Genomic DNA, 20,818 nt, shown 5'->3' with positions numbered 1-20,818 from the left:
GACGGGGGCGGAATAAAGGGGGAACGAACGGGGCGGTCGCGTCGAATTCGCGGGAAGCGGCGAGGGGCGCGTTCATCGCCGGCTGCGCGGATCGGGATCGTCGCGACCAGAAGGGTGAACCGACTGGGACTCTCGGATTCTCCGGCTCGATCACGACGGCCGCATCGGCCGCAGGTGGTGCCGGATCGCCGCCCTGATCGTGTGGCTCGTCGTCACCGTCGCGGCCGTGCTGCTCCCCCGAGCGCAGTTCACGTCGGTGACGCGGGCCGGGAATGGCGAACTCGCGACGCGTCTGGTCGTCGCCTCGCCCGATGCCGGACGCCGGACCGCAGGCAGTCGGGGCCTTTCGATCCTGGGCGTCGGCGTTTCGGTCTTCGTCTCCCTGGGGATCCGGGCGAAGCGCCGGCACGATTGGGGACAGTCCGGCTGGTGGAGCCTCGTCGGTTTCGTGCCGTTCGTCGGCATGATCCGGATCTTCGCGGCATGCGGCCTGTCGCGTGGTCGGAAGGGCGCCAGCCGCTTCGGAACGGATCCGCGCGCGGATACCGCCGCCGCGCTCGACGGCGATCCGGCGGCGGCGATCCGGCGCGCATTTTCGGGCGTGCATTCATCATTCGTTGACCAAGCCGGCCCTACTCTCCCTCTCATCCGCTCGAGTTTCGCGGAAGTGAAAGGCCAGCCGGATGGTATCGAGTCGAACCGGATGGCGTATCGTCACGCTCGCCGTCGCCGTGTATGCGGCGGCGAGCGCCGACCGCCCCCTCCGGGCGATGGATTTCAAGCCGATCCCGCCCGCAGACATTCCCGGCGGCTTGCCCGCGGCGCGCGACCCGCAGACCGGGGCGCGGCTCGTCTGGGGCGGACCGGTGCCGCCCGCGCCGGTGCCCGGCGGCGAGATGCCCGCCTATGCGCCGAGCCCTTCCGCCGCCGATCCCGAGCCCGCCCGACCCGAGCCCGTCTACGCCGCGCCCGCGCCAGCGCCCCTGCCGACGCCCGAGCGGGGGCCGGGCGACTACGGCCGGACCTATCCGGTGCAGGAGGCGGCGCCCCCCGCCTTGCAGGAGGCGGCGCTGGAGCCGCTCGCCGCGCCGCGCGAGATCGACGACGGCGGCGCTCTGCCCTCGGCCGAGATGCCGGACAGCACCTTCGACCCGTGGGAAGGGCTGACCGAGCCGGAGGCGGCCGCGCCGCCCGAACCCGCGCCGAAGCGGGCGCCCGAGCGCCGGAGCACGGTCCCGAGCTGGGCCTCGCTCGGCGGCGACCGCCCCTTGTCGCCGATCGCCAGGCCGCCGCGCGGCGCCCTGGAAAGCGAGACGCCGAGCGGCTACCGTCCGATGGCCCAGTCCGAAGCCATGTGCCGGCGCGAGCTGCGCAAGCTGGGCGTGCGCTTCACCGACCTGTCGCCCGTGTCGTCGGGCCGGAGCTGCGGCATCGACGATCCCGTCCGCGTCACCGTGGCGCTGAAGGGCATCGCCATGTCGCCGCCCGCCACGCTCAACTGCCGCACCGCGCTCAACGTCGCCCGCTGGCTGCGCGACGACGTGAAGCCGGCGGCGCGTTGGAAGCTGTGGAAGCAGCCGACGGCCCTGATCAACCTGTCGTCCTATCGCTGCTCGCGCATCGCGGGCTCGCGCACCATCTCCGAGCACGCGGGCGGCAACGCGCTGGACGTCGGCGGCTTCCGCTTCGGGGACGGGTCGGTGGTGAAGGTCGAGCCCAAGGGCCCGTTCGCCTGGCGCGAGAAGCCTTTCCAGAACCAGATCCGGCGCGCGAGCTGCCGCCATTTCGGCACGGTGCTGGGGCCGGGCTACAACCGCGCCCATGTCGACCACCTGCACCTCGATTCCAAGGTCCGTCTGCGGCCGGTCTGCAAGTAGCCCCCCGTCTCGCCGGGCTCTTCGAGGACGGCCGGACGAAGGATCGTTTCCAGGCAACGAAACCGTCCGGGGCACGTTTGGGGGCTGGTGCGGTATGCCGCCGCACCGCCTGGCACAGGATACGTTGATGCTGAAGCCCCTGACCCTCGTGGCCGTCCTTCTGGCCACCACGGCGCCCATGGCGCACGCACAGGATTCCGACGACTACGGCGACCGTTACGAGAACGCCGACCGTGGCGACGACCGCGGCGACCCGCCGATGCGCGACATGCGCCACGGCGACCGCTGGGCGCTCGACCGCGACCGTCGCGACGACGATGACGGCCCCCGCGACCGGAAGGACGACGACGGCCCGCGCGACCGGAAGAAGGACGACGACAAGGATCGCGACCGCGACCGCGACCGCGCCGAGATGCGCGACCGGGATCGCGGCGAGCGCGGCGGTCGCGACATGGATCGCGGCGATCGCGGGCCCCGCATGCACGGCCGAGGCGGCCCCGACGGCCGTCGCGGACCGCCGCCGCCGCCCCCGCCGCCGCGGGCCGGTTTCGAGATCAACCTCGGACCGGGGCAGACCATCCGCGTCGAATGCGGCGACGAGGCCTTCGCCCGCTGCGTCGAGGCGGCCGGGCCGATCCTGGACTCCGCGAGCGAGATGGTGCGCGCCGGACCCCGCGGTCCGGGCGGTCCCGGTGGGCCTGGCGGCCCCGTCTCGCAGGTCCCGCCGCCGCCGGCCGACCTCGTGACCCCGCCGGCGGGAGGTGCCGACGCACCGCCTCCGCCGCCGCCGTCCGGCGACGCTCCGCCGCCGCCGCCGCCCCCGGCCAACTGATCTCGCTGGCGCCCTTCCCCGGAAGGGCGCCTTCGCGGCCCGGCCGTCGTCAGTCCAGCTCGGGCGGGATCGGCGACGGCTTGCCGGTGGCATCCAGGGCCACCATCACGAAGCTGCCTTCGGTGACGAGTTCGCGTCGGCGCGACAGGTAGCGGCGGGCCCACGCCTCGACATGCAGCGTGACCGAGGTTCGCCCCACCTTGTCGATGCGGGCGTAGACACAGAGCGTGTCGCCGATCTTCACCGGCTTTCGGAACGACAGGGACTGGACCGCCGCCGTGACCACGCGCCCGCCGGCCCGCTCGGCGCCGCGCACCCCGGCCGCGAGGTCCATCTGCGACATCACCCATCCGCCGAAGATGTCGCCCGCCGCGTTGCTGTCGGCCGGCATGGCCTGGACGCGGATCGTGAGGTCGCCGGTGGGCATGTCGGTCGAATCGTTCATCGCGCAGCGGCTCCGTGGTGCTGACCGTATCCTACAGCGCCCATGCCGGCTTGTCAGACGCGCCGCGGCAGGGGCATGCTCGGCCGCTTCATTCCCGGAGACCCTCCATGCGACCAAGCCTTCTCGCCTGCGTCGGCCTGCTGGCCGCCGCGACCTCGGCCCATGCGCAGACCGGCGGCTCGTTCCGCGACTGGGCCCTGTCCTGCACGCCGGGCCTGCGATGCGACGCGCAGACCTTTGCCGCGGCGAGCGAAGGCATCACCGCCTTCGGCCTGGAGCGGGACGCCGCCGCCGACGCCCCCCTGCGGCTCACGCTGTGGGTCGTCGGCGAGGCGCGGCCGGCCGGCGACGTCGTGTTCCGCGTCGACGGGACGGAGGCGCTGAGCCTCCCGGCCTCCGCCTTTGCGGCGACGACGGGCGACGAGGTCGCGGCCTCGGCGGAGGGCGTGCGGACCGCGCTCCTGCCGAAGCTGCGGGACGGGGAGGCGGTGGAGGTGTCGACGCGGATCGGCGACCGGGCCGTCTCTCAGCGCTTTTCCCTGTCCGGCCTCGTCGCGGCCCTGCGCAAGATGGACGACGACCAGGGACGGATCGGCACGCGGACGGCGCTGACCGACCGGGGCGACAAGCCTCTTCCCGACCGCGCGGCGCTGCCGGCGGACGTCGCCACGGCGGACGATCTCCCCGCGCCGGTGCGCGCGCTCTGGCAGGGCGCCGGCGGCTGCGCCGAACGGGACGAGGACGGCACCTACGGCAATCTCGGCTTCTCCGTTCCCTTCGGTGCGGACACGCGCCTGTTCGTGCTCGCCTGCGGCATGCCGGGCGCCTACAACTACCCATCGCGCCTCTACAGCTACACCGCCGGCGAGAACCTCGCCGACGCGGTGCCCCTCGCCACGATGACGGCGGACGGACCGACGGCCGACCTGACGGTCTGGAACGTCGACTTCTCGGGCGACCACCTCTGGTCCCTCATGAAGGGGCGGGGCCTCGGCGACTGCGGGCGGACCGCCACCTGGCGCATCGACGCGCAGGCCGGCGCGCTGGTTCTCGTGGAGGCGCGCGAGAAGCAGGACTGCGACGGCGAGGGCGACCCGGAGAGCTGGCCGCTCCTCTGGCCGAAAGCCTGACCGGACGCACACGCTTTTGCGATGCAGCGGAACCGAACGGCGGCGGCGGACTTTAGCAGGCAGATCGGCCGCTCATACAGGCGGCCGTGGCACATATCAGACAAAGAGGTTTGTCCATGAAGTCCTTCGTTCTCGCCGCCGGCCTGGCAACGCTGATGGGCGGCGTCGCTCTCGCGCAGACCTCGACCACCACGACGACGGAAGGCGCGATGGCGCCCGCCACGGCGACCGCGACGCCCGCGGCCGGCGCCGCCGGCGGTCCGTTCTACACGGTGCAGCCGCCTGCGTCCGGCCAGATGGCCATGAGCCACCTCGCCAGCGACCTCGACGACAAGGACGTCTACGGCGCCAACAACGAGAAGATCGGCGAGATCGAGGATTTCGTGATCAACTCGGACGGCACGGTCGCGGCGGCCGTGATCGAGGTCGGCGGTTTCCTCGGCATCGGCGAGAAGGACGTGCTCGTGAACTTCAGCGAGCTGCAGATGGTCATGGAAGGCAATTCGATGCGCATCAACGCGCCGAGCCTGACGCGCGAGATCCTGACCTCGGCGCCCGACACCGACCTCGACACGCTCTTCCCCGACCACAGCTGATCGACGCCCGCAGGGCCGACGAGAGACCCGCGCCGGCAACGGCGCGGGTTTCTTCGTGTCAGGCCGTCGGCAGCCACTCGCGCGGGCGGAAGCCGGGAAGTCCCTCGATGCGCGCGAGCCAGGACTGGACGGCGGGGAACGGCACGAGGTCGAAGCCGCCCTCGGGGGCGCTCGCCGTGTAGGGATAGAGCGCGATGTCGGCGACGGTCGGCGCCGTGCCGCCGAAGAAGGGCGCCGACGTGAGGTGCGTCTCCATCACGCCGAGGACGCGGGTGCCGCCTTCGAGCGTCAGCGCCATGCGCTCGTGCGTGGCGGCTGCCGCGCGCTCCGGATAGACGACGAGCGAACGGCGCACGGCAAGGTTCAGCTCGTGCTGGTTCTGCTCGAAGAACATCCAGCGCAGGGTCTGCGCCCGCTCGAACGCCTCCACCGGCAGGAACGGCGAGCCTTCCGCGAGATGGACGAGGATGGCGTTGGATTCGGCGAGAACGCGGCCGTCCTCCAGCTCCAGGAGCGGGCATTGCCCGGCGGGGTTGCGCGCCAGGAACGCCGGCGTGCGGGTGGAGCCGTCGCGCGCCGAGACCTCGCCGTGACGGAACGGACGGCCGAGAAGGGCCATCAGGAGGCGCGGCTTGTAGCAGTTGCCGCTGTCGTGCATTCCGTGGATCGTGATCATGAGGGCTCCGGCGCTGGTTGGGCGGCCTTTGTCGCCGCTTCGCCGCCGGAACGCCAATTCCGAACGCGAAACCCTGCCATCAGATGGATTGATGGGCGATCCGCCCTTTCACCTTGCGCCGCACACGGGCTGAGACTAGGGTCCGGCCGCCTTCGTCGGCAGCGGGTGCGGCGAGCGGCCGAACTCCCTTCCGACCCGCTTCGACCAGTCCAGACCGGAGCCGACCCATGGCCTTTCTCGCCGCTTCCCTCGACCGCGTGAAGCCTTCCGCCACCATCGCGGTGTTGCAGAAGTCGCGCGAGTTGAAAGCGAAGGGCATGGACGTGATCGGCCTCGGCGCCGGCGAGCCGGACTTCGACACGCCCGACAACATCAAGCAGGCGGCGGTGGAGGCCATCGCGCGCGGCGAGACCAAGTACACCCCGATCTCCGGCATTCCGCAGCTTCGCGAGGCGATCGCCGCGAAGTTCAAGCGCGAGAACGGGCTGGACTACAAGCCCGAGCAGACCATCGTCTCGACCGGCGGCAAGCATGTCATCTTCAACGCCTTCATGGCGACGCTGAACCCCGGCGACGAGGTCATCATCCCGGCGCCCTACTGGGTGAGCTACCCGGAGATGGTGTCGCTGTGCGGCGGCACGCCCGTGATCGTGGAGACGCAGCAGGAGGACAGGTTCAAGCTGACGGCCGAGGCGCTGGAGCGCGCGATCACGCCGCGCACCAAGTGGTTCCTGTTCAACTCGCCCTCGAACCCCTCGGGCGCGGCCTATACCCATGCCGAGCTGAAGAGCCTGACCGACGTCCTGATGCGCCACGAGCACGTCTGGGTGATGACCGACGACATGTACGAGCACCTCGTCTACGGCGACTTCACCTTCGTCACGCCGGCGCAGGTGGAGCCCGGGCTGTACGAGCGCACGATCACGATCAACGGCGTGTCGAAGGCCTATGCCATGACCGGCTGGCGCATCGGCTATGCCGGCGGCCCGCTGAAGCTCATCAAGGCGATGGACATGATCCAGGGCCAGCAGACCTCGGGCGCCTGCTCCATCGCGCAATGGGCGGCGGTGGAGGCGCTGAACGGCACGCAGGCCTTCATCCCGACGAACCGCGCCATGTTCGAGCGCCGGCGCGACCTCGTCGTGTCCATGCTGAACCAGGCGAGCGGCATCGAATGCCCGTCGCCGGAGGGCGCCTTCTACGTCTACCCCTCGGTGAAGGGCACGATCGGCGCCACCACCAAGGCGGGCCGGCGTATCGAGACCGACGAGGACTTCGTGACCGCGCTCCTGGAGCAGGAGGGCGTCGCGGTGGTGCACGGCACGGCGTTCGGGCTCGGGCCGAACTTCCGCCTGTCCTACGCGACGTCCGACGAGCTGCTGGAGGAGGCCTGCACGCGCATCCAGCGCTTCTGCGGCAGCCTGCAGCGGTAACGCGACCCGCCTATTGCGTGCGAGGGGGCGGCGGAGCGATCCGCCGCCCCCTTCATGTGCCGAGACGGAGGGCGAGGCTGGCGATCGCGACGGCCGCCACCACGGCGAGCGGCGGCGCCTTGCCGAGGCGCAGGGCGAGGAACGCCGCCGTCGCCACCAGCGCGTCGGCCGGCGCACCGATGGCGCCGCCGAGGGCGAGGGCGACGAGCGCCGCGGCAAGAAGCCCGACCACCGCCGCGTTGGCTCCCGCGAGCGCCGCGCGGGCGGCGGGTGAGGCGCGCAGCCGCGTCCAGGCGGGCAGGGCGGCCACCAGCAGGAGAAAACCCGGCAGGAAGATCGCGGCAAGTCCGACCGCAGCGCCGGACAGAGCCGAGGGCGCCGGCGCGGCGAGCGCGCCGAGGAACGCGGCGACGCTGAAGAGCGGGCCCGGCATCGCCTGCGCCGCGCCGTAGCCGGCGAGGAACGACGGCGCGTCGAGCCAGCCGGGCGCGACGAGCGCGCCCTCCAGCAGCGGCAGCACGACATGCCCCCCGCCGAACACCAGCGAGCCGGCACGGAAGAAGGCGTCGAAGAGCGCGACGGCCGGCGAGCCGAGGCCGAACGCCGGCAGCAGGGCCGGCCCGAGCGCCAGGACGCCGAACAGCGCGAACGTGAGCCATCCGGCGCGGGGCGACACGGCCGTGGGGAGGCCGGCCGTCGCGGGCCGGGGCAGGGCGGCGCGGCCGAGCGCGCCGAAGGCGAGGGCGCCCGCCGCGATGGCGAGGACTTGCGCGAACGGGCCGGGCACGAGGAGCACGATCGCGGCGGCCGCGACGGCGATCCCTGCGCGGGGCGCATCGGGCGTCAGCGCGCGGGCCATGCCCAGCACGGCATCGGCCACCACGGCGACCGCCGCGAGCTTCAGCCCATGCAGCAGCGCGGCGCCGGTCGGATCGTCCAGGCCGGAGACGCCGAGCGCGAAGGCGAGCATCAGGGCCGCCGAGGGGAGCGTGAACCCGGCGAAGGCCGCGAGCGCGCCGAGCGGCCCGGCCCGCGCGAGACCGATGGCGAAGCCCACCTGGCTCGAGGTGGGGCCGGGCAGGAACTGGCACAGCGCCACGAGGTCGGCATAGGCCGCGTCGTCCAGCCAGCGCCGGTTCTCGACGAAGGCACGGCGGAAATAGCCAAGGTGGGCGATCGGCCCGCCGAAGGAGGTGAGGCCAAGCCCGAGGAACGCGAGGAAGACGGCGCCCGCCCCGGCCGGACGCGTGAGAGAAGCTGAGGTCATCCCGCCCTCGTATCTCGCTTCCGCAAGGGGCGTATGACGGCGGCGGGCAGGGGAGGAGCGGCCAAGAAAAAAGCCGGGTTCACGAAGAACCCGGCTGAAAAGTAAGGGGCTTTCGAAAAAGCAAACCCTTGGGAGGAAACAGTCGGGAGCGAAGCAGCTTGGGAGGAGGTAAGCTCTCCGCGACCCGACTGAGAATGACTATAGAGGACCCTCGGTTGGGGACCATCGTTCATTCGGCATGCCACCCATGCGGTGAGCGCATGCAACATATGAGACCGGGCCAAGTTCGCGCGCGCCGGATCTGCGCCGCCGGCGGCGCCGGTCAGTAGGACCAGGTCCGGGCCTTGCCGATCAGGAAGTCGCGGAACACCTTGAGCTTGGCGGCGTCGCGCATCTGCTCCGGGTAGCAGAGGTAGGTGTCGAACGACGCAAGGTCGAGGTCGGGCAGGACCTGGACCAGCTTGGTGTCCTTGTCGATCATGTAGTCCGGCAGCAGGGCCAGGCCGATCCCGCGCTCGATCGCCGAGCGCATCGCCATCAGGTTGTTGATCTGGAGGATCGAGGACCGGGTCTGGCCTTCGGGAAGTCCCGCCGTCTCCAGCGCGTTGAGGTTGCGCAGGTAGTTGGGCGCCGGCTCGCCGAAGGTGATGACGCGGTGTCGGTCGAGGTCCTGCACCGTCTCGGGCGTGCCGTAGCGGGCGAGATAGGCAGGCGCCGCGTAGACGTGGAGATGCACGGTGAAGAGCCGGCGCTGGATCAGGTCCGGCTGCTGCGGCTGACGCAGGCGGATCGCCGCGTCCGCCTTGCGCATGGTGAGGTCGATCTCCTCGTTGTCGAAGACGAGCTGGAGCTCGAGCTCGGGATAGAGCTCCAGGAACTCCTGCGCGCGCTGCGTCAGCCAGCCGGAGCCGAGGCCCACGGTGGTGGTGACGCGCAGTTTGCCGCTCGGCTTCTCGCGCGTCTCGGTGAGCTGCATACGCACCGTTTCCAGGCGCTTCAGAACGTCGGTCGCGGTCTGGTAGAGCAGCTCGCCCGGCTCGGACAGGACAAGGCCGCGCGCGTGCCGGTGGAACAGCGGCGCGCCGATCTCCTGCTCCAGCGCCGCGACCTGCCGCGAGATCGCGGACTGCGACAGGTTCAGGACGTTCGCGGCATGGGTGAACGACCCGGCTTCGGCCGCTGCGTGGAAGATCCGCAGCTTGTCCCAGTCGAGCGCCATCGTGTCCCCAGCCTCCCCCGAAGCCTCAAGAAATCCGTCGTGTCACTCGGCGGCCTGCCGCGTGTCGGAAACGGCCTGGGCGGTGAGCCAGCGCTCCGCCTCCAGCGCCGCCATGCAGCCGAGGCCTGCAGCCGTAACCGCCTGGCGATAGACGTCGTCGGCCACGTCGCCGGCCGCGAAGACGCCCTCCACCGAGGTGCGCGTCGTGCCGGGCTCGACCCATAGATAGCCGCCTTCCTTCTGCCGGAGCTGCGTGCCGAAGACCTCGGTCGCCGGCGCGTGGCCGATCGCCACGAACACGCCGTCGGCGGCGATCTCGCGCGCCTCGCCCGAGACGCGGTCGCGCAGGCGCACGCCGGTCACCGACTTCATCGGCTTGGTCTGGCCGAGGATCTCGGCGACCTCGGCGTTCCAGACGACCTGGACGTTGTCCTTGGCGAAGAGGCGGTTCTGGAGGATGCGCTCGGCGCGGAACGTGTCGCGCCGGTGCACCACGGTGACTGAGCGCGCGATGTTGGACAGGTACAGGGCTTCCTCGACGGCGGTGTTGCCGCCGCCCACGACCACCACGTCCTTGCCGCGGTAGAAGAAGCCGTCGCAGGTGGCGCAGGCCGAGACGCCGAAGCCCTGGAACGCGGCCTCGGAATCGAGGCCGAGCCAGCGCGCCTGGGCGCCCGTCGCCACGATCACCGCATCGGCCGTGTAGGTCGTGCCCGAATCCCCCCGGAAGGCGAAGGGACGGCGCGACAGGTCCGCCTCGACGATCAGGTCGGCCGCCATCTCGGCGCCGACGTTCAGCGCCTGCTGCTTCATCTCCTCCATCAGGAACGGGCCGGCGATCGGGTCGCGATAGCCGGGATAGTTCTCGACGTCGGAGGTGATGGTGAGCTGCCCGCCTTCCTGGAGGCCGGCCACGAGAAGCGGCTTCATCATCGCGCGCGCGGCGTAGATCGCGGCCGTATACCCGGCCGGGCCGGAACCGATGACGAGAATTTCCGCGTGGCGCTGGGTCATGGCGAGACTCGAACTTCTGATGACGCGGGACATGGGCGCAGGCCCCGTCGTCTTCAATAGAGGACGATCGGCAAGCCCACAACACGATGAGTTGCGCCTGTGCAACACCCGGCAAGCGAACGTTCGCTGGGGTGGACGCGATTCGGGGCCGTCGATATGGTCCGCCTTCCGTCAGCGACGAACCCGAGGGAGGGCGCATGAAAAACCGGTCATCGACGCTCGCCCCGGCAGGCCTGCGACCGCTGGCGCCTTCGGCCTAGAGGCCGGCGCGCCCACCGCAGCCGCCCCTCGTCGCCGGTCGCCCCGGCATGCTTTTTCCTCTTCGATCGCCCGCCGGCGCACAGGATGCGCGCGCGGGCCGGGACGGCGTTCGTCGCCGCATCGCATCATGTCCATCACCCCGCCTCGGGATCGCGCGGGCGCGATCCGAAGAACGCTCGCGTTCACCGTCTCCAACTGGCGCGCGGAGCGCCCGCTCGCCGTCTCGGTGGCGGGCTGCATCACGCTGGCGACGCTCGCGGACATCCTCATCCCGTTCTATGCCGGGCGCCTCGTGGACGCGCTGGCGTCCACGGGAGGGGAGCGGGACCTTGCGCCCGCGCTGCGCGCGCTCGGCGCGATGGCCGTTCTCGGCGTCGTGTTCGTCGTGGCGCGCCACTGCGCCTGGGCCAGCGTCGTGCCGATGACGCTGCGCATCATGGGCCGCGTCGGGCAGGACACGTTCGGCCGCGTGCAGCACTTCTCCGCGAGCTGGCACGCCAACAGCTTCTCCGGCTCCGTGGTACGCCAGGTCACGCGCGGCATGTGGGCGCTCGACCTCCTGCACGACATCCTGCTGCTGGCCCTCCTCCCGTCGATGGTGGTGCTGGTCGGCACCGTGGGGCTGCTGGCGCTGCAGTGGCCGGTGATGGGGCTCGCCATGGGGGCGGGCGCGCTGGTCTATGTCGGCACGACCATCGTCCTTTCGACGCGCTGGGTCGCGCCGGCGTCGCGCCTCTCCAACCGGCTCGACACGCGGGTCGGCGGGGTGATCGCCGACGCGCTGGCCTGCAACGGGGTGGTCAAGGCCTTCGGCTCGGAGGAGCGCGAGGCGGCGCGGCTCGGCGAGGCGCTGGCCGCGTGGCAGGTCGGCACGCGCCGCACCTGGATGCGCGGAACCTGGCTCGGGACGCTCCAGACCGTGGTGCTCTGGGCGATCCGCATCGGCGTCGCGGGCGTCGCGGTGGCGCTCTGGTGGCGGGGGCAGGCGTCGGCCGGCGACGTCACCTACATCCTGACCACCTATTTCGTGCTGCACGGCTACCTGCGCGACATCGGCATGCACGTGAGCAACCTCCAGCGGTCGGTGAACGAACTGGAGGAACTGGTGGAGCTTCATGACGAGCGGCCCGAGATCGGCGACCGGCCCGGCGCACCGGCGATCGTGCCGGGCCCGGGCGAGATCCGCTTCGAGAACGTGCGCTTCCACTACGGCGCGCACGCGGCCCCGCTCTACGACGGGCTGTCGGTGTCGATCCCGGCCGGGCAGCGGGTCGGGCTGGTCGGGCCGTCCGGCTCGGGCAAGACCACCTTCGTGAAGCTGATACAGCGCCTCCACGACGTGGCGGGCGGTCGGGTGACGGTGGACGGGCAGGACGTCGCCGCCGTTCGCCAGGTGTCGCTGCGACGGCGGATCGCCGTGGTGCCGCAGGAATCGATCTTGTTCCACCGCACGCTGGCCGAGAACATCGCCTACGGCCGGCCGGAGGCGACGCGCGCCGAGATCGAGGCCGCCGCCCGGCTCGCCCATGCCGACGCCTTCATCGCGCGCATGCCCGAGGGCTACGACACGCTGGTGGGCGAGCGGGGCGTCAAGCTCTCGGGCGGCGAGCGGCAGCGCATCGCGCTCGCCCGCGCCTTCCTGGCGGACGCGCCGATCCTGGTGCTGGACGAGGCGACCTCGGCGCTGGATTCCCGATCCGAGCAGCTCATCCAGGCGGCCACCGAGCGGCTCATGGCCGGACGCACGGCGCTGGTGGTCGCGCACCGCCTGTCCACCGTCCGCTCGCTCGACCGCATCCTGGTGTTCGACCGGGGGCGGATCGTCGAGGACGGGGCGCCGGGCGAGCTGATGCAGCGCCCCGGCGGGCTCTACCGCGCGCTCGTCGAGCAGCAGTCGGCCGGCATGCTCGGCGGCTAGCGCGCGCCGCCGCACCGTCGCGGGGGGAGGCTTGTGTCCCCCGCGACGGTCCATCTAGAAGCGTACCGAGGTTCGGCCGGCGGGGGCCGCGCGGCCGCCGATCGGGGAATGCAGCCATCTTCAGGACCATCAGCCACGTCGCCGCGATCTTCGGGCTCATCCTGTCCGGCGCCATGCTGCTGCCGGCGGCCGTGGACCTGTCGGACGGCAACGGCGACTGGGTCGTGTTCGTCGGCACGGGCGGCGTGGTCGCGGCGATCTGCACGCTGGTCGCGGTGGCGACGCGCGGCGCCAGCGTGCGGCCGACGCCGCGCTTCGGCTTCCTGCTCGTCACCTCGATCTGGATGGCCAGCGCCTTCGTCGGATCGCTGCCGCTCTACTTCGCCGACACCGAGCTGAGCTTCACGGCGGCCGTGTTCGAGGCGATCTCCGGGCTCACCACCACGGGGGCGACCACCATCTCGGGGCTCGACGCGCTGCCGCGCGGCCTTCTTCTCTGGCGCTCGCTGCTCAACTTCCTCGGCGGCATCGGGATCATCGGCATGGCCCTCCTGGTGCTGCCCTCGCTGCGCGTCGGCGGCATGGCGCTGTTCCACCTGGAAAGCTCCGACCGCTCGGGCAAGCTCCTGCCGCGCGTCAGCCAGCTTGCCTCGGGGATCGTCGCCGTCTACGGCGTCATGACGCTGGTCTGCGCGATGCTCTACTTCGCGCTCGGCATGAGCCTGTTCGACGCGGTGAACCACGCCATGTCGACGCTGGCGACGGGCGGCTTCTCCACCCACGACGAGAGCCTCGGCTTCTTCGAGAGCGAGGCGATCCTGATCGTCGCGACCGTCTTCATGATCGCCGGCTCGCTGCCGTTCGTGCTCTACATCCGCTTCTTCCTGCCCCGGCGCTTCCAGCGCTGGCGCGACCCGCAGGTCGCGCTGTTCCTGGCGCTGTGCGTGGTGCTGACCCTGGCGCTGGCGGTGACGCGCGTCGTCATCAACGAGGTGTCGGTGCGCGAGGCGCTGGTGTCCTCCGCCTTCAACCTCGTCTCCGTGATCACCACCACCGGCTTCGTGTCGGAGGACTTCACGCTCTGGTCCAACGCGGCGATCGGCATCTTCTTCCTGGCCATGTTCATCGGCGGCTGCGCGGGCTCGACGGCGGGCGGCATCAAGGTGAACCGCATCATCATCCTCTATGCGCTGGTGCGGGCGAACTTCGCGCGGGTGATCCGGCCGCATTCGGTGCAGCGGCTGAAATACGGCCACGACGACATCTCGATCGAGACGCTGCAGAGCGTCACCATCTTCATCTTCCTGTTCTTCCTGGCGCTGCTGCTCGGCACCGCGGCGCTCTCGGTCTGCGGCCTGGAACTGCTGACGGCCTTCTCCGCCTCGCTCACGGCCATCGGCAACGTCGGCCCGGGCTTTGGGCAGGTGGTCGGCCCGGCCGGCAACTTCTCCACGCTTTCGGCGCCGGCGCTCTGGATCCTGTCGTTCCTGATGCTGATGGGGCGCCTCGAGATCGTGACCGTGCTCGTGATCCTGTCGCCCGGCTTCTGGAGGGACTGATGCGGACGGTGTTCGTCAACCTCGACCGGGCGGGCGAACGACGCGCCTTCATGGAGGGGCAAGGGGCGCGGCTCGGCCTGGCCCTCGAGCGCGTTCGGGCGGTGGAGACGGGGGACATTTCGGCCGACGTCGATGCGCGCCTGAACGGGCGCTGGGAGCGGCCGCTCAGCGGGCCGGAGCTCGGCTGCTTCCTGTCGCATCATGGGATCTGGGCCGAGGTCGCGAGGGGCGACGGGCCGGTTCTCGTGCTCGAGGACGACGCGGTCCTGTCGCGGCGGACGGGCGAGGCGCTTCGCCGCCTCGCGGCGTTCGAGGACGCCGACTTCCTGAACCTCGAGAGCTTCGACCGCCGGCGCTTCGCGGCCCGCCGGGCCGTCGACCTCGGCGGCGGAATCGCGGTGCGGCGCGTCTATCGCGACAAGTCGGGCTCGGCGGGCTACCTCCTCTGGCCCGCGGGCGCGCGAAAGCTCCTGGAGCGCACGGAGCGTCGGGGCGCGGCGCCGGTGGACGCCTTCCTGCACGGCTGTGCGGCGCTCGTTTCGTGGCAGGCGGAGCCGGCGCTGGTGATGCAGGCGCATATCCTGGAGGCGCGGGGGGGCCGGGCTGGCGTCGATCCGGCGACCTCGATCCAGGCCCTGCGCGTCCGCGCCGGCCTGACCCGCGAGACCCTTCCGTTCCGGCTTCGGCGGCTGCGGACGCAGCTCGGCCTCGTCCGCTACCACCTGATGCGGCTGGGACCGGCCCGCTACGGGCGCACGCCGGTCGTGGACGAGGACTTCGCGGCCGAACCTCCATCCGCCCAGAGACGCTCGTAGACCGCCACGATCTCGTCCGCCTCGCGCGCCAGCGCGAACTCGGCCTGAGCCTTGGCGAGCGCGCGCGCGGCCGCGTCCATGCGGCGCGGCTCGTCGGCGAGGAAGGGTTCGATCGCCTCGCACAGGGCCGGGAGGTCGTCCGGCGGGACCACGGTGCCGCAGGCCGCGCTGACGACGTCGGAGAACACGCCGACATCGGCGGCGACCACTGGCACGCCGCAGGACATGGCCTCCAGCGGCGTCAGGCCGAAGCCCTCCCAGCGCTGGGGCGCGACGAAAAGGTCGAGGGCCCGGTACCAGCGCTCGATGTCGCGGTGCTCGCCGGCGAAGAGGATGCGGTCGCCAAGCCCGGCCTCCGCGACCTTCGCCTTCAAGGCGGTCTCGAAACCCTGATGCTCGGCCGTCGCGCGGCCGGCGACGACGGCCTGCCAGCCGGGGTGCCGGGGCAGGAGGGCGATCATCGCATCGACAAAGAGGTCCGTGCCCTTCTGATGACGCACGCGTCCGAAACAGCCCACCGCGCGCTTCGCCGGGTCGAGCCCGAGCTCGGCGCGCGCGACCGCCGCCCCGGCAGGATGCGGGCGGAAGCGGGCGAGGTCGATGCCGTGGTGGATCACCGTGTGGGGCACAGTGAGGTAGGCACCGGACCGCGCGGAGGTCGCGATCACCGCGTCCATCCGGCGGATCAGCCAGCGCGTGTAGCCCGTGTGCCGGCGCTGCGAGGCGGAGGTGAAGACGAGCCGCAGCGGCATGCGCAGAACGTCGCGCAGAAGGATGCCGGGCAGCATCTCGAGGTTGCGCCGCGCGTGCCAGATGCGGAACGGCTTGGTGGGCGGCTTGCGCCAGAAGCGGAGAAGGTCGCGCCAGCGAAGCTTCGGCAGGTGCGCGGGCAGGCCGGGGCCGAGGGCGGCGATGGGCAGGCGCTTGGCCTGCTCGGGCACGAGCTGCACGATGGTGGAGGTGACGCCGGACAGCCGACGCTTGAAGTTGGGGGCGACCACGAGGATGTCGCCCGGCGCTGGAAGACGCAAAGCCAATGGGGGGTCAGGCGGTCGCTGCGGGCGGGGGCATCAACGCCGTACCCTCATAGATTTCCGCCAGGGGCAGCGCGAACGAGGTCGTGGCCAAGTCGATCGCGACGCTTCCGTGCAGGATGTCATCCTGGGGAACGAGCCGCCCGACATCGTCACGCAGCCAGAGGCTTACACGGGTTTCCGACTGCGACACGCAGACATACTGTCGGATCGACGCGACGCTTTCGTAGTCACGCAGCTTGCGTGTCTGGTCGTACCATCCCGTGGACTGCGACAGGACCTCGAACACGACATTCGGCTCCGAGGCGTCGTGGGCGTCGGGCCGGAACGGTCCGCAATCGATGGTGGCGTCCGGATATCGGACATTGCCGGTCTTGACGATCGGGATGCGCAAGTCCGACCCGACCGGTCGGCAGGGCGACCCGCGCAGAAGCGAACGCAAGGTAGAGACGATGTTGGCGGCGATGAGCGCGTGCGCCTGAGTGCCGCCGGCCATGAGGATCGGGTGGCCCTCGACCAGTTCATGGCGGCATTCCTGACCTTCCTCCCAAAGAAGGAAGTCGGACAGGCTCCAGGTTCTGGCCTTTGCCTCGCTCATCACCCCCGTCCGTTCACACCCAGCGCAGCTCCAGGATCTCGTAGGAGCGCGCGCCGCCGGGGGCGGCGACCTCGACCGTGTCGCCCTCGCCCTTGCCGATCAGGGCGCGCGCGATGGGCGAGGAGATGGAGATGCGGCCCATCTTAACGTCCGCCTCCTGGTCGCCGACGATCTGGTAGACCTTCTCCTCCTCGGTGTCCTCGTCCACGAGCTTGACCGTGGCGCCGAACTTGACCCTGTCGCCCGACAGCTTGGTCACGTCGATCACCTCGGCGCGGGCCGTCAGGTCCTCGAGTTCCGAGATGCGGCCCTCGTTGAGGCTCTGCGCCTCCTTGGCGGAATGGTACTCGGCGTTCTCGGAGAGATCGCCATGGGCGCGGGCCTCCGAGATCGCCTCGACGATCCGCGGACGCTCCTCCTGCTGACGGCGGCGGAGCTCCTCCTTCAGGGACTCGAAGCCGGCACTCGTCATCGGGACCTTTTCCATGCCCTCAACCCTTAGCTGTCGCGGCACCCGGCTTGAGGGCCGGACGCTCTGTCGTGGAGCCCCCACGGCCGGATGGACCGCGCGGGACATAAGAAGGGCCGGCCCCCAGCGGGGACCAGCCGGAACGTCTGCATGAGGCCCGTGCCGAAAGGCGCCCGGCCTTCCCGAAATCAGGCTGCCGAAAAGTAGGATTGCAGCGAGCGGACTTCAAGGTTGCCGGCCTTCAGGGCCGCGATCGCCTCGGCCGCGGCCTCCATGCCGGCCAGCGTCGTGTAGTACGGCACCTTGTGCATGAGGGCGGCGCGTCGCAGCGACCGGGAGTCCGACAGGGCCTTGGCGCCCTCCGTCGTGTTGAGCACCACCTGCACCTGCCGGTTGCGGATAGCATCCTCGATATGCGGCCGGCCTTCAAGCACCTTGTTGACCTTCTCGGCCTCGATCCCGTGTCCGGCGAGGAACCGCTGCGTGCCCTCGGTGGCCGAGATGCGGAAGCCGAGTTCGGCCATGCGACGCACGGTGGGCAGCATCTTCTCCTTGTCGCCGTTGCGCACCGAGACGAACAGCGTGCCCTCGCGCGGCAGGTCGACTGAGGCGCCGAGCTGGGACTTGGCGAAGGCCAGCGCATAGCCTCGGTCGAGGCCCATGACCTCGCCGGTGGAGCGCATCTCGGGGCCGAGCAGCGTATCGACGCCGGGGAAGCGCGCGAAGGGGAAGACCGCTTCCTTGACCGCGATGTGCTTGAGGTTCTTCACGTCCGGCTTTCCGCCATAGGCGGCGAAGGCGGCCTCGAGCGTCTCTCCCGCCATGATCCGCGCCGCGATCTTGGCGACCGGCGACCCGATGGTCTTGGCGACGAAGGGCACCGTGCGCGAGGCGCGGGGATTGACTTCCAGCACGTAGATGTCGCCGCCCTTGATGGCGAACTGCACGTTCATCAGGCCGCCGACCTTGAGCGCCAGCGCCATCTCGCGCGTCTGCCGCTCCAGCTCGTCGGTGATCTCGCGGCGCAGCGAATGGACGGGGAGGGAGCAGGCCGAATCGCCGGAATGGATGCCCGCCTCCTCGATATGCTCCATGATGCCGGCGACGAACGTGTCCGTGCCGTCGCAGAGGCAGTCGACATCGACCTCGGTCGCGTCCGACAGGTAGCTGTCGATCAGCACCGGCGACTTGCCGGAGACGACGACCGCCTCCTTCATGTAGCGCTCGAACTGCGCGTCGCCGCGCACGATCTCCATCGCGCGGCCGCCCAGCACGTAGGAAGGCCGGATCACCACGGGGTAGCCGATGCGCTCCACGATGGTGCGCGCTTCCTCGACCGAGCGCGCGATGCCGTTGTTGGGCTGGCGCAGGCCGAGGTCGTGGAGCAACTTCTGGAAGCGGTCGCGGTCCTCGGCGAGGTCGATCGCGTCCGGCGAGGTGCCGAGGATCGGGATGCCGGCTTCCTCGAGCGCCTCGGCGAGCTTCAGCGGCGTCTGGCCGCCGAACTGGACGATCACGCCGTGCAGCGTGCCCTTCGACTTCTCGACGCGCAGGATCTCCAGCACGTCTTCGCCGGTCAGCGGCTCGAAGTAGAGGCGGTCCGAGGTGTCGTAGTCGGTGGAGACCGTCTCGGGGTTGCAGTTGACCATGATGGCCTCGAGGCCCGCGTCGCGCAGCGCGAAGGCCGCGTGGCAGCAGCAGTAGTCGAACTCGATGCCCTGGCCGATGCGGTTCGGCCCGCCGCCGAGGATCACGACCTTCTTCCGGTCCGAGACGCCGGCCTCGGAGCGGACCTCGCCGGCGAAGGGCCGCTCGTAGGTCGAATACATGTAGGGCGTCGGCGAGGCGAACTCGGCGGCGCAGGTGTCGATCCGCTTGAACACGGGATGGACGTCGAGGCGCTCGCGCAGCGCCTTGACCTCGGCCTCGGACTGGCCAGACAGCTTGGCGAGGCGCGCGTCGGAGAAGCCGGCGGACTTCAGGAAGCGCAGGTTGTCGGCGTCCTGCGGCAGGCCGTGCTCGCGTACGCGGGCCTCCTGGTCGACGATGGCCTGGAAGCGGTCGATGAACCAGGGGTCGATCTTGGAGGACCGGTGCACCTGCTCCTTGGTGGCGCCCTCGCGAAGCGCCTGGGCCACCATGCGCAGCCGTTCCGGCGTCGGCACGCCGAGCGCGGCGCGGATGGCGTTCTTGTCGTCGCCTTCGCCGAGGCCCGGGATCTCGATCTCGTCCAGCCCGTCGAGGCCGGTCTCCAGGCCCCGCAGCGCCTTCTGCAGCGATTCCTCGAAGGTGCGCCCGATCGCCATGACCTCGCCGACCGACTTCATCGCGGTGGTGAGGACCGGCGAGGCCCCGGGAAACTTCTCGAAGGCGAAGCGCGGAATCTTGGTGACGACGTAGTCGATCGTCGGCTCGAACGAGGCCGGGGTCGCGCCGCCGGTGATGTCGTTCTTGAGTTCGTCCAGCGTGTAGCCGACGGCGAGCTTGGCCGCGATCTTGGCGATCGGGAAGCCGGTGGCCTTGGAGGCGAGCGCGGAGGAGCGCGACACGCGCGGGTTCATCTCGATCACGACGAGGCGCCCGTTATCCGGGTTCACCGCGAACTGGACGTTGGAGCCGCCGGTCTCCACCCCGATCTCGCGCAGCACCGCGATCGAGGCGTTGCGCATCACCTGGTATTCCTTGTCGGTCAGCGTGAGCGCGGGCGCCACGGTGATGGAGTCGCCCGTGTGGACGCCCATCGGATCGACGTTCTCGATCGAGCAGACGATGATGCAGTTGTCCGCCCGGTCGCGGACCACCTCCATCTCGTATTCCTTCCAGCCGAGCACCGATTCCTCGATCAGCACCTCGGTGGTGGGCGAGGCGTCGAGGCCGCCCTCGATGATCTCGAAGAACTCCGAGCGGTTGTAGGCGATGCCGCCGCCCGTGCCGCCCATGGTGAAGGAGGGGCGGATGATGGCGGGCAGGCCGACATGCTCCAGCGCCTCGGCCGCCGCGCCCATGGCGCGCGCCATGTAGCGCTGCTTGCGGTCGGTCTCGCCGAGGTTCCACTCGGTCTCCAGCGCGGCGAGCGCCTCGTCCCGCGCGGCGCCGGCCTGCGTGGTGCGGATCGTCTCGGCGCGCCGCTCCTCGTGGGCGAGGCGGTCGGCCTGCTTGGCCTCCGTCGCGTTGGCGAGATAGCTCTTGGGCGTCTCCAGGCCGATCTTGGCCATCGCCTCGCGGAACAGCGCGCGGTCCTCGGCCTTGTCGATCGCGGTCGCGTCGGCGCCGATCATCTCGACGTCGTACTTGTCGAGGACGCCCATGCGCTTCAGCGAGAGGGCGGTGTTCAGCGCGGTCTGGCCGCCCATCGTCGGCAGGATCGCGTCCGGCCGCTCCTTGGCGATGATCTTGGCGACCACCTCGGGAGTGATCGGCTCGATGTAGGTGGCGTCGGCGAGATCGGGGTCGGTCATGATCGTCGCCGGATTGGAGTTGACGAGAACGATCCGGTAGCCCTCGTCGCGCAGCGCCTTGCAGGCCTGCGTCCCGGAATAGTCGAACTCGCAGGCCTGCCCGATGATGATCGGACCCGCGCCGATGATGAGGATCGTTTCGAGGTCGTCGCGTTTGGGCATGGCGGTCCGTCTTCCATTCGTGCGCACGGATGGCCCCGGCCGCAGGGCGGTCGAG

At 70.7% G+C, this 20,818-nt stretch carries 17 protein-coding genes and 1 pseudogene; 9 read left to right on the top strand and 9 right to left on the bottom strand.

Features of this window, described 5'->3' with window-relative positions; genetic code table 11:
• Positions 1–136 precede the first annotated feature (136 nt).
• The 3 genes and pseudogenes from D3218_RS20355 to D3218_RS07160 form a co-directional block, all read left to right on the top strand.
• Positions 137–514 (top strand): annotated as a pseudogene (locus D3218_RS20355) (DUF805 domain-containing protein); the annotation flags it as partial.
• 169 nt (positions 515–683) lie between these two features.
• A complete protein-coding gene (locus D3218_RS20245; protein WP_280959959.1) occupies positions 684–1,877 on the top strand; it encodes an extensin-like domain-containing protein in 1,194 nt (397 codons plus the stop codon).
• Positions 1,878–2,004: 127 nt separating this feature from the next.
• A complete protein-coding gene (locus D3218_RS07160) occupies positions 2,005–2,709 on the top strand; it encodes a hypothetical protein (RefSeq protein WP_119539211.1) in 705 nt (234 codons plus the stop codon).
• Between the two features lie 49 nt (positions 2,710–2,758).
• Here D3218_RS07160 and D3218_RS07155 read toward each other — a convergent pair whose 3' ends face one another.
• Positions 2,759–3,154 (bottom strand): acyl-CoA thioesterase, encoded by a 396-nt coding sequence (locus D3218_RS07155; protein WP_119539210.1) that lies wholly within the window; start codon positions 3,152–3,154, stop codon positions 2,759–2,761.
• A 107-nt stretch (positions 3,155–3,261) separates the two neighbouring features.
• On the opposite strand from D3218_RS07155, the gene D3218_RS07150 reads away from it, so the two are divergent.
• Both D3218_RS07150 and D3218_RS07145 read left to right on the top strand, forming a co-directional pair.
• Complete coding sequence (locus D3218_RS07150; protein ID WP_119539209.1) at positions 3,262–4,284, top strand: DUF1176 domain-containing protein; 1,023 nt, start codon at positions 3,262–3,264, stop codon at positions 4,282–4,284.
• 116 nt (positions 4,285–4,400) lie between these two features.
• Positions 4,401–4,880, top strand: coding sequence for a PRC-barrel domain-containing protein (locus D3218_RS07145; RefSeq protein WP_119539208.1), 480 nt, complete (start codon positions 4,401–4,403; stop codon positions 4,878–4,880).
• Positions 4,881–4,938: 58 nt separating this feature from the next.
• On the opposite strand, the gene D3218_RS07140 is transcribed toward D3218_RS07145, so the two are convergent.
• Complete coding sequence (locus D3218_RS07140; RefSeq protein ID WP_119539207.1) at positions 4,939–5,556, bottom strand: glutathione S-transferase family protein; 618 nt, start codon at positions 5,554–5,556, stop codon at positions 4,939–4,941.
• Between the two features lie 227 nt (positions 5,557–5,783).
• Between D3218_RS07140 and D3218_RS07135 the strand changes: the two genes are divergently transcribed.
• The gene (locus tag D3218_RS07135; protein WP_119539206.1) at positions 5,784–6,989 is read left to right on the top strand and encodes a pyridoxal phosphate-dependent aminotransferase; all 1,206 of its coding nucleotides are present in this window, start codon (positions 5,784–5,786) and stop codon (positions 6,987–6,989) included.
• A 52-nt stretch (positions 6,990–7,041) separates the two neighbouring features.
• Here D3218_RS07135 and chrA read toward each other — a convergent pair whose 3' ends face one another.
• The 3 genes from chrA to trxB all read right to left on the bottom strand — a co-directional run bounded on the left by chrA (position 7,042) and on the right by trxB (position 10,489).
• The gene (chrA, locus tag D3218_RS07130) at positions 7,042–8,256 is read right to left on the bottom strand and encodes a chromate efflux transporter (RefSeq protein ID WP_119539205.1); all 1,215 of its coding nucleotides are present in this window, start codon (positions 8,254–8,256) and stop codon (positions 7,042–7,044) included.
• 322 nt (positions 8,257–8,578) lie between these two features.
• A complete protein-coding gene (locus tag D3218_RS07125; protein WP_119539204.1) occupies positions 8,579–9,475 on the bottom strand; it encodes a LysR family transcriptional regulator in 897 nt (298 codons plus the stop codon).
• Positions 9,476–9,517: 42 nt separating this feature from the next.
• Positions 9,518–10,489: a thioredoxin-disulfide reductase gene (trxB, locus tag D3218_RS07120; RefSeq protein WP_119539203.1), complete on the bottom strand. Its 972-nt coding sequence runs from the start codon at positions 10,487–10,489 to the stop codon at positions 9,518–9,520.
• Between the two features lie 388 nt (positions 10,490–10,877).
• On the opposite strand from trxB, the gene D3218_RS07115 reads away from it, so the two are divergent.
• The 3 genes from D3218_RS07115 (at position 10,878) to D3218_RS07105 (ending at position 15,042) form a co-directional block, all read left to right on the top strand.
• Positions 10,878–12,668 carry an ABC transporter ATP-binding protein gene (locus D3218_RS07115; RefSeq protein ID WP_119539202.1) on the top strand — a complete coding sequence of 597 codons (1,791 nt, stop codon included), beginning with the start codon at positions 10,878–10,880 and terminating at the stop codon, positions 12,666–12,668.
• A gap of 161 nt (positions 12,669–12,829) precedes the next feature.
• The gene (locus D3218_RS07110; RefSeq protein WP_119539201.1) at positions 12,830–14,227 is read left to right on the top strand and encodes a TrkH family potassium uptake protein; all 1,398 of its coding nucleotides are present in this window, start codon (positions 12,830–12,832) and stop codon (positions 14,225–14,227) included.
• The gene (locus D3218_RS07105) at positions 14,227–15,042 is read left to right on the top strand and encodes a glycosyltransferase family 25 protein (RefSeq protein ID WP_119539200.1); all 816 of its coding nucleotides are present in this window, start codon (positions 14,227–14,229) and stop codon (positions 15,040–15,042) included. Before D3218_RS07110 ends, D3218_RS07105 begins: the two co-directional genes overlap by 1 nt.
• Here the strand turns inward: D3218_RS07105 and D3218_RS07100 are convergent.
• The 4 genes from D3218_RS07100 to carB form a co-directional block, all read right to left on the bottom strand.
• Positions 14,973–16,079, bottom strand: coding sequence for a glycosyltransferase family 4 protein (locus D3218_RS07100; protein WP_245414952.1), 1,107 nt, complete (start codon positions 16,077–16,079; stop codon positions 14,973–14,975). The genes D3218_RS07105 and D3218_RS07100 overlap by 70 nt on opposite strands.
• Before the next feature lie 7 nt (positions 16,080–16,086).
• Positions 16,087–16,674: a Uma2 family endonuclease gene (locus D3218_RS07095; RefSeq protein WP_119539198.1), complete on the bottom strand. Its 588-nt coding sequence runs from the start codon at positions 16,672–16,674 to the stop codon at positions 16,087–16,089.
• Between the two features lie 13 nt (positions 16,675–16,687).
• Complete coding sequence (gene greA / locus D3218_RS07090) at positions 16,688–17,161, bottom strand: transcription elongation factor GreA (protein WP_119539197.1); 474 nt, start codon at positions 17,159–17,161, stop codon at positions 16,688–16,690.
• 170 nt (positions 17,162–17,331) lie between these two features.
• Positions 17,332–20,763, bottom strand: a complete 3,432-nt coding sequence (gene carB / locus D3218_RS07085) for a carbamoyl-phosphate synthase large subunit (RefSeq protein ID WP_119539196.1) — start codon at positions 20,761–20,763, stop codon at positions 17,332–17,334.
• Positions 20,764–20,818: the final 55 nt, after the last annotated feature.

The sequence above is a fragment of the Aureimonas flava genome, assembly GCF_003583935.1.
Lineage (GTDB): Bacteria > Pseudomonadota > Alphaproteobacteria > Rhizobiales > Rhizobiaceae > Aureimonas > Aureimonas flava.
This window is presented reverse-complemented; position numbering and strand designations above follow the sequence as displayed.

Coding starts and splice junctions, on each gene's coding strand:
- D3218_RS07140 (WP_119539207.1), bottom strand. CDS start 5,556: ATGATCACGATCCACGGAATGCACGACAGCGGCAACTGCTACAAGCCG.
- chrA (WP_119539205.1), bottom strand. CDS start 8,256: ATGACCTCAGCTTCTCTCACGCGTCCGGCCGGGGCGGGCGCCGTCTTC.
- D3218_RS07115 (WP_119539202.1), top strand. CDS start 10,878: ATGTCCATCACCCCGCCTCGGGATCGCGCGGGCGCGATCCGAAGAACG.
- D3218_RS07150 (WP_119539209.1), top strand. CDS start 3,262: ATGCGACCAAGCCTTCTCGCCTGCGTCGGCCTGCTGGCCGCCGCGACC.
- D3218_RS07155 (WP_119539210.1), bottom strand. CDS start 3,154: ATGAACGATTCGACCGACATGCCCACCGGCGACCTCACGATCCGCGTC.
- D3218_RS07105 (WP_119539200.1), top strand. CDS start 14,227: ATGCGGACGGTGTTCGTCAACCTCGACCGGGCGGGCGAACGACGCGCC.
- D3218_RS07135 (WP_119539206.1), top strand. CDS start 5,784: ATGGCCTTTCTCGCCGCTTCCCTCGACCGCGTGAAGCCTTCCGCCACC.
- D3218_RS07160 (WP_119539211.1), top strand. CDS start 2,005: ATGCTGAAGCCCCTGACCCTCGTGGCCGTCCTTCTGGCCACCACGGCG.
- greA (WP_119539197.1), bottom strand. CDS start 17,161: ATGGAAAAGGTCCCGATGACGAGTGCCGGCTTCGAGTCCCTGAAGGAG.
- trxB (WP_119539203.1), bottom strand. CDS start 10,489: ATGACCCAGCGCCACGCGGAAATTCTCGTCATCGGTTCCGGCCCGGCC.
- D3218_RS07125 (WP_119539204.1), bottom strand. CDS start 9,475: ATGGCGCTCGACTGGGACAAGCTGCGGATCTTCCACGCAGCGGCCGAA.
- carB (WP_119539196.1), bottom strand. CDS start 20,763: ATGCCCAAACGCGACGACCTCGAAACGATCCTCATCATCGGCGCGGGT.
- D3218_RS07145 (WP_119539208.1), top strand. CDS start 4,401: ATGAAGTCCTTCGTTCTCGCCGCCGGCCTGGCAACGCTGATGGGCGGC.
- D3218_RS20245 (WP_280959959.1), top strand. CDS start 684: ATGGTATCGAGTCGAACCGGATGGCGTATCGTCACGCTCGCCGTCGCC.
- D3218_RS07095 (WP_119539198.1), bottom strand. CDS start 16,674: ATGAGCGAGGCAAAGGCCAGAACCTGGAGCCTGTCCGACTTCCTTCTT.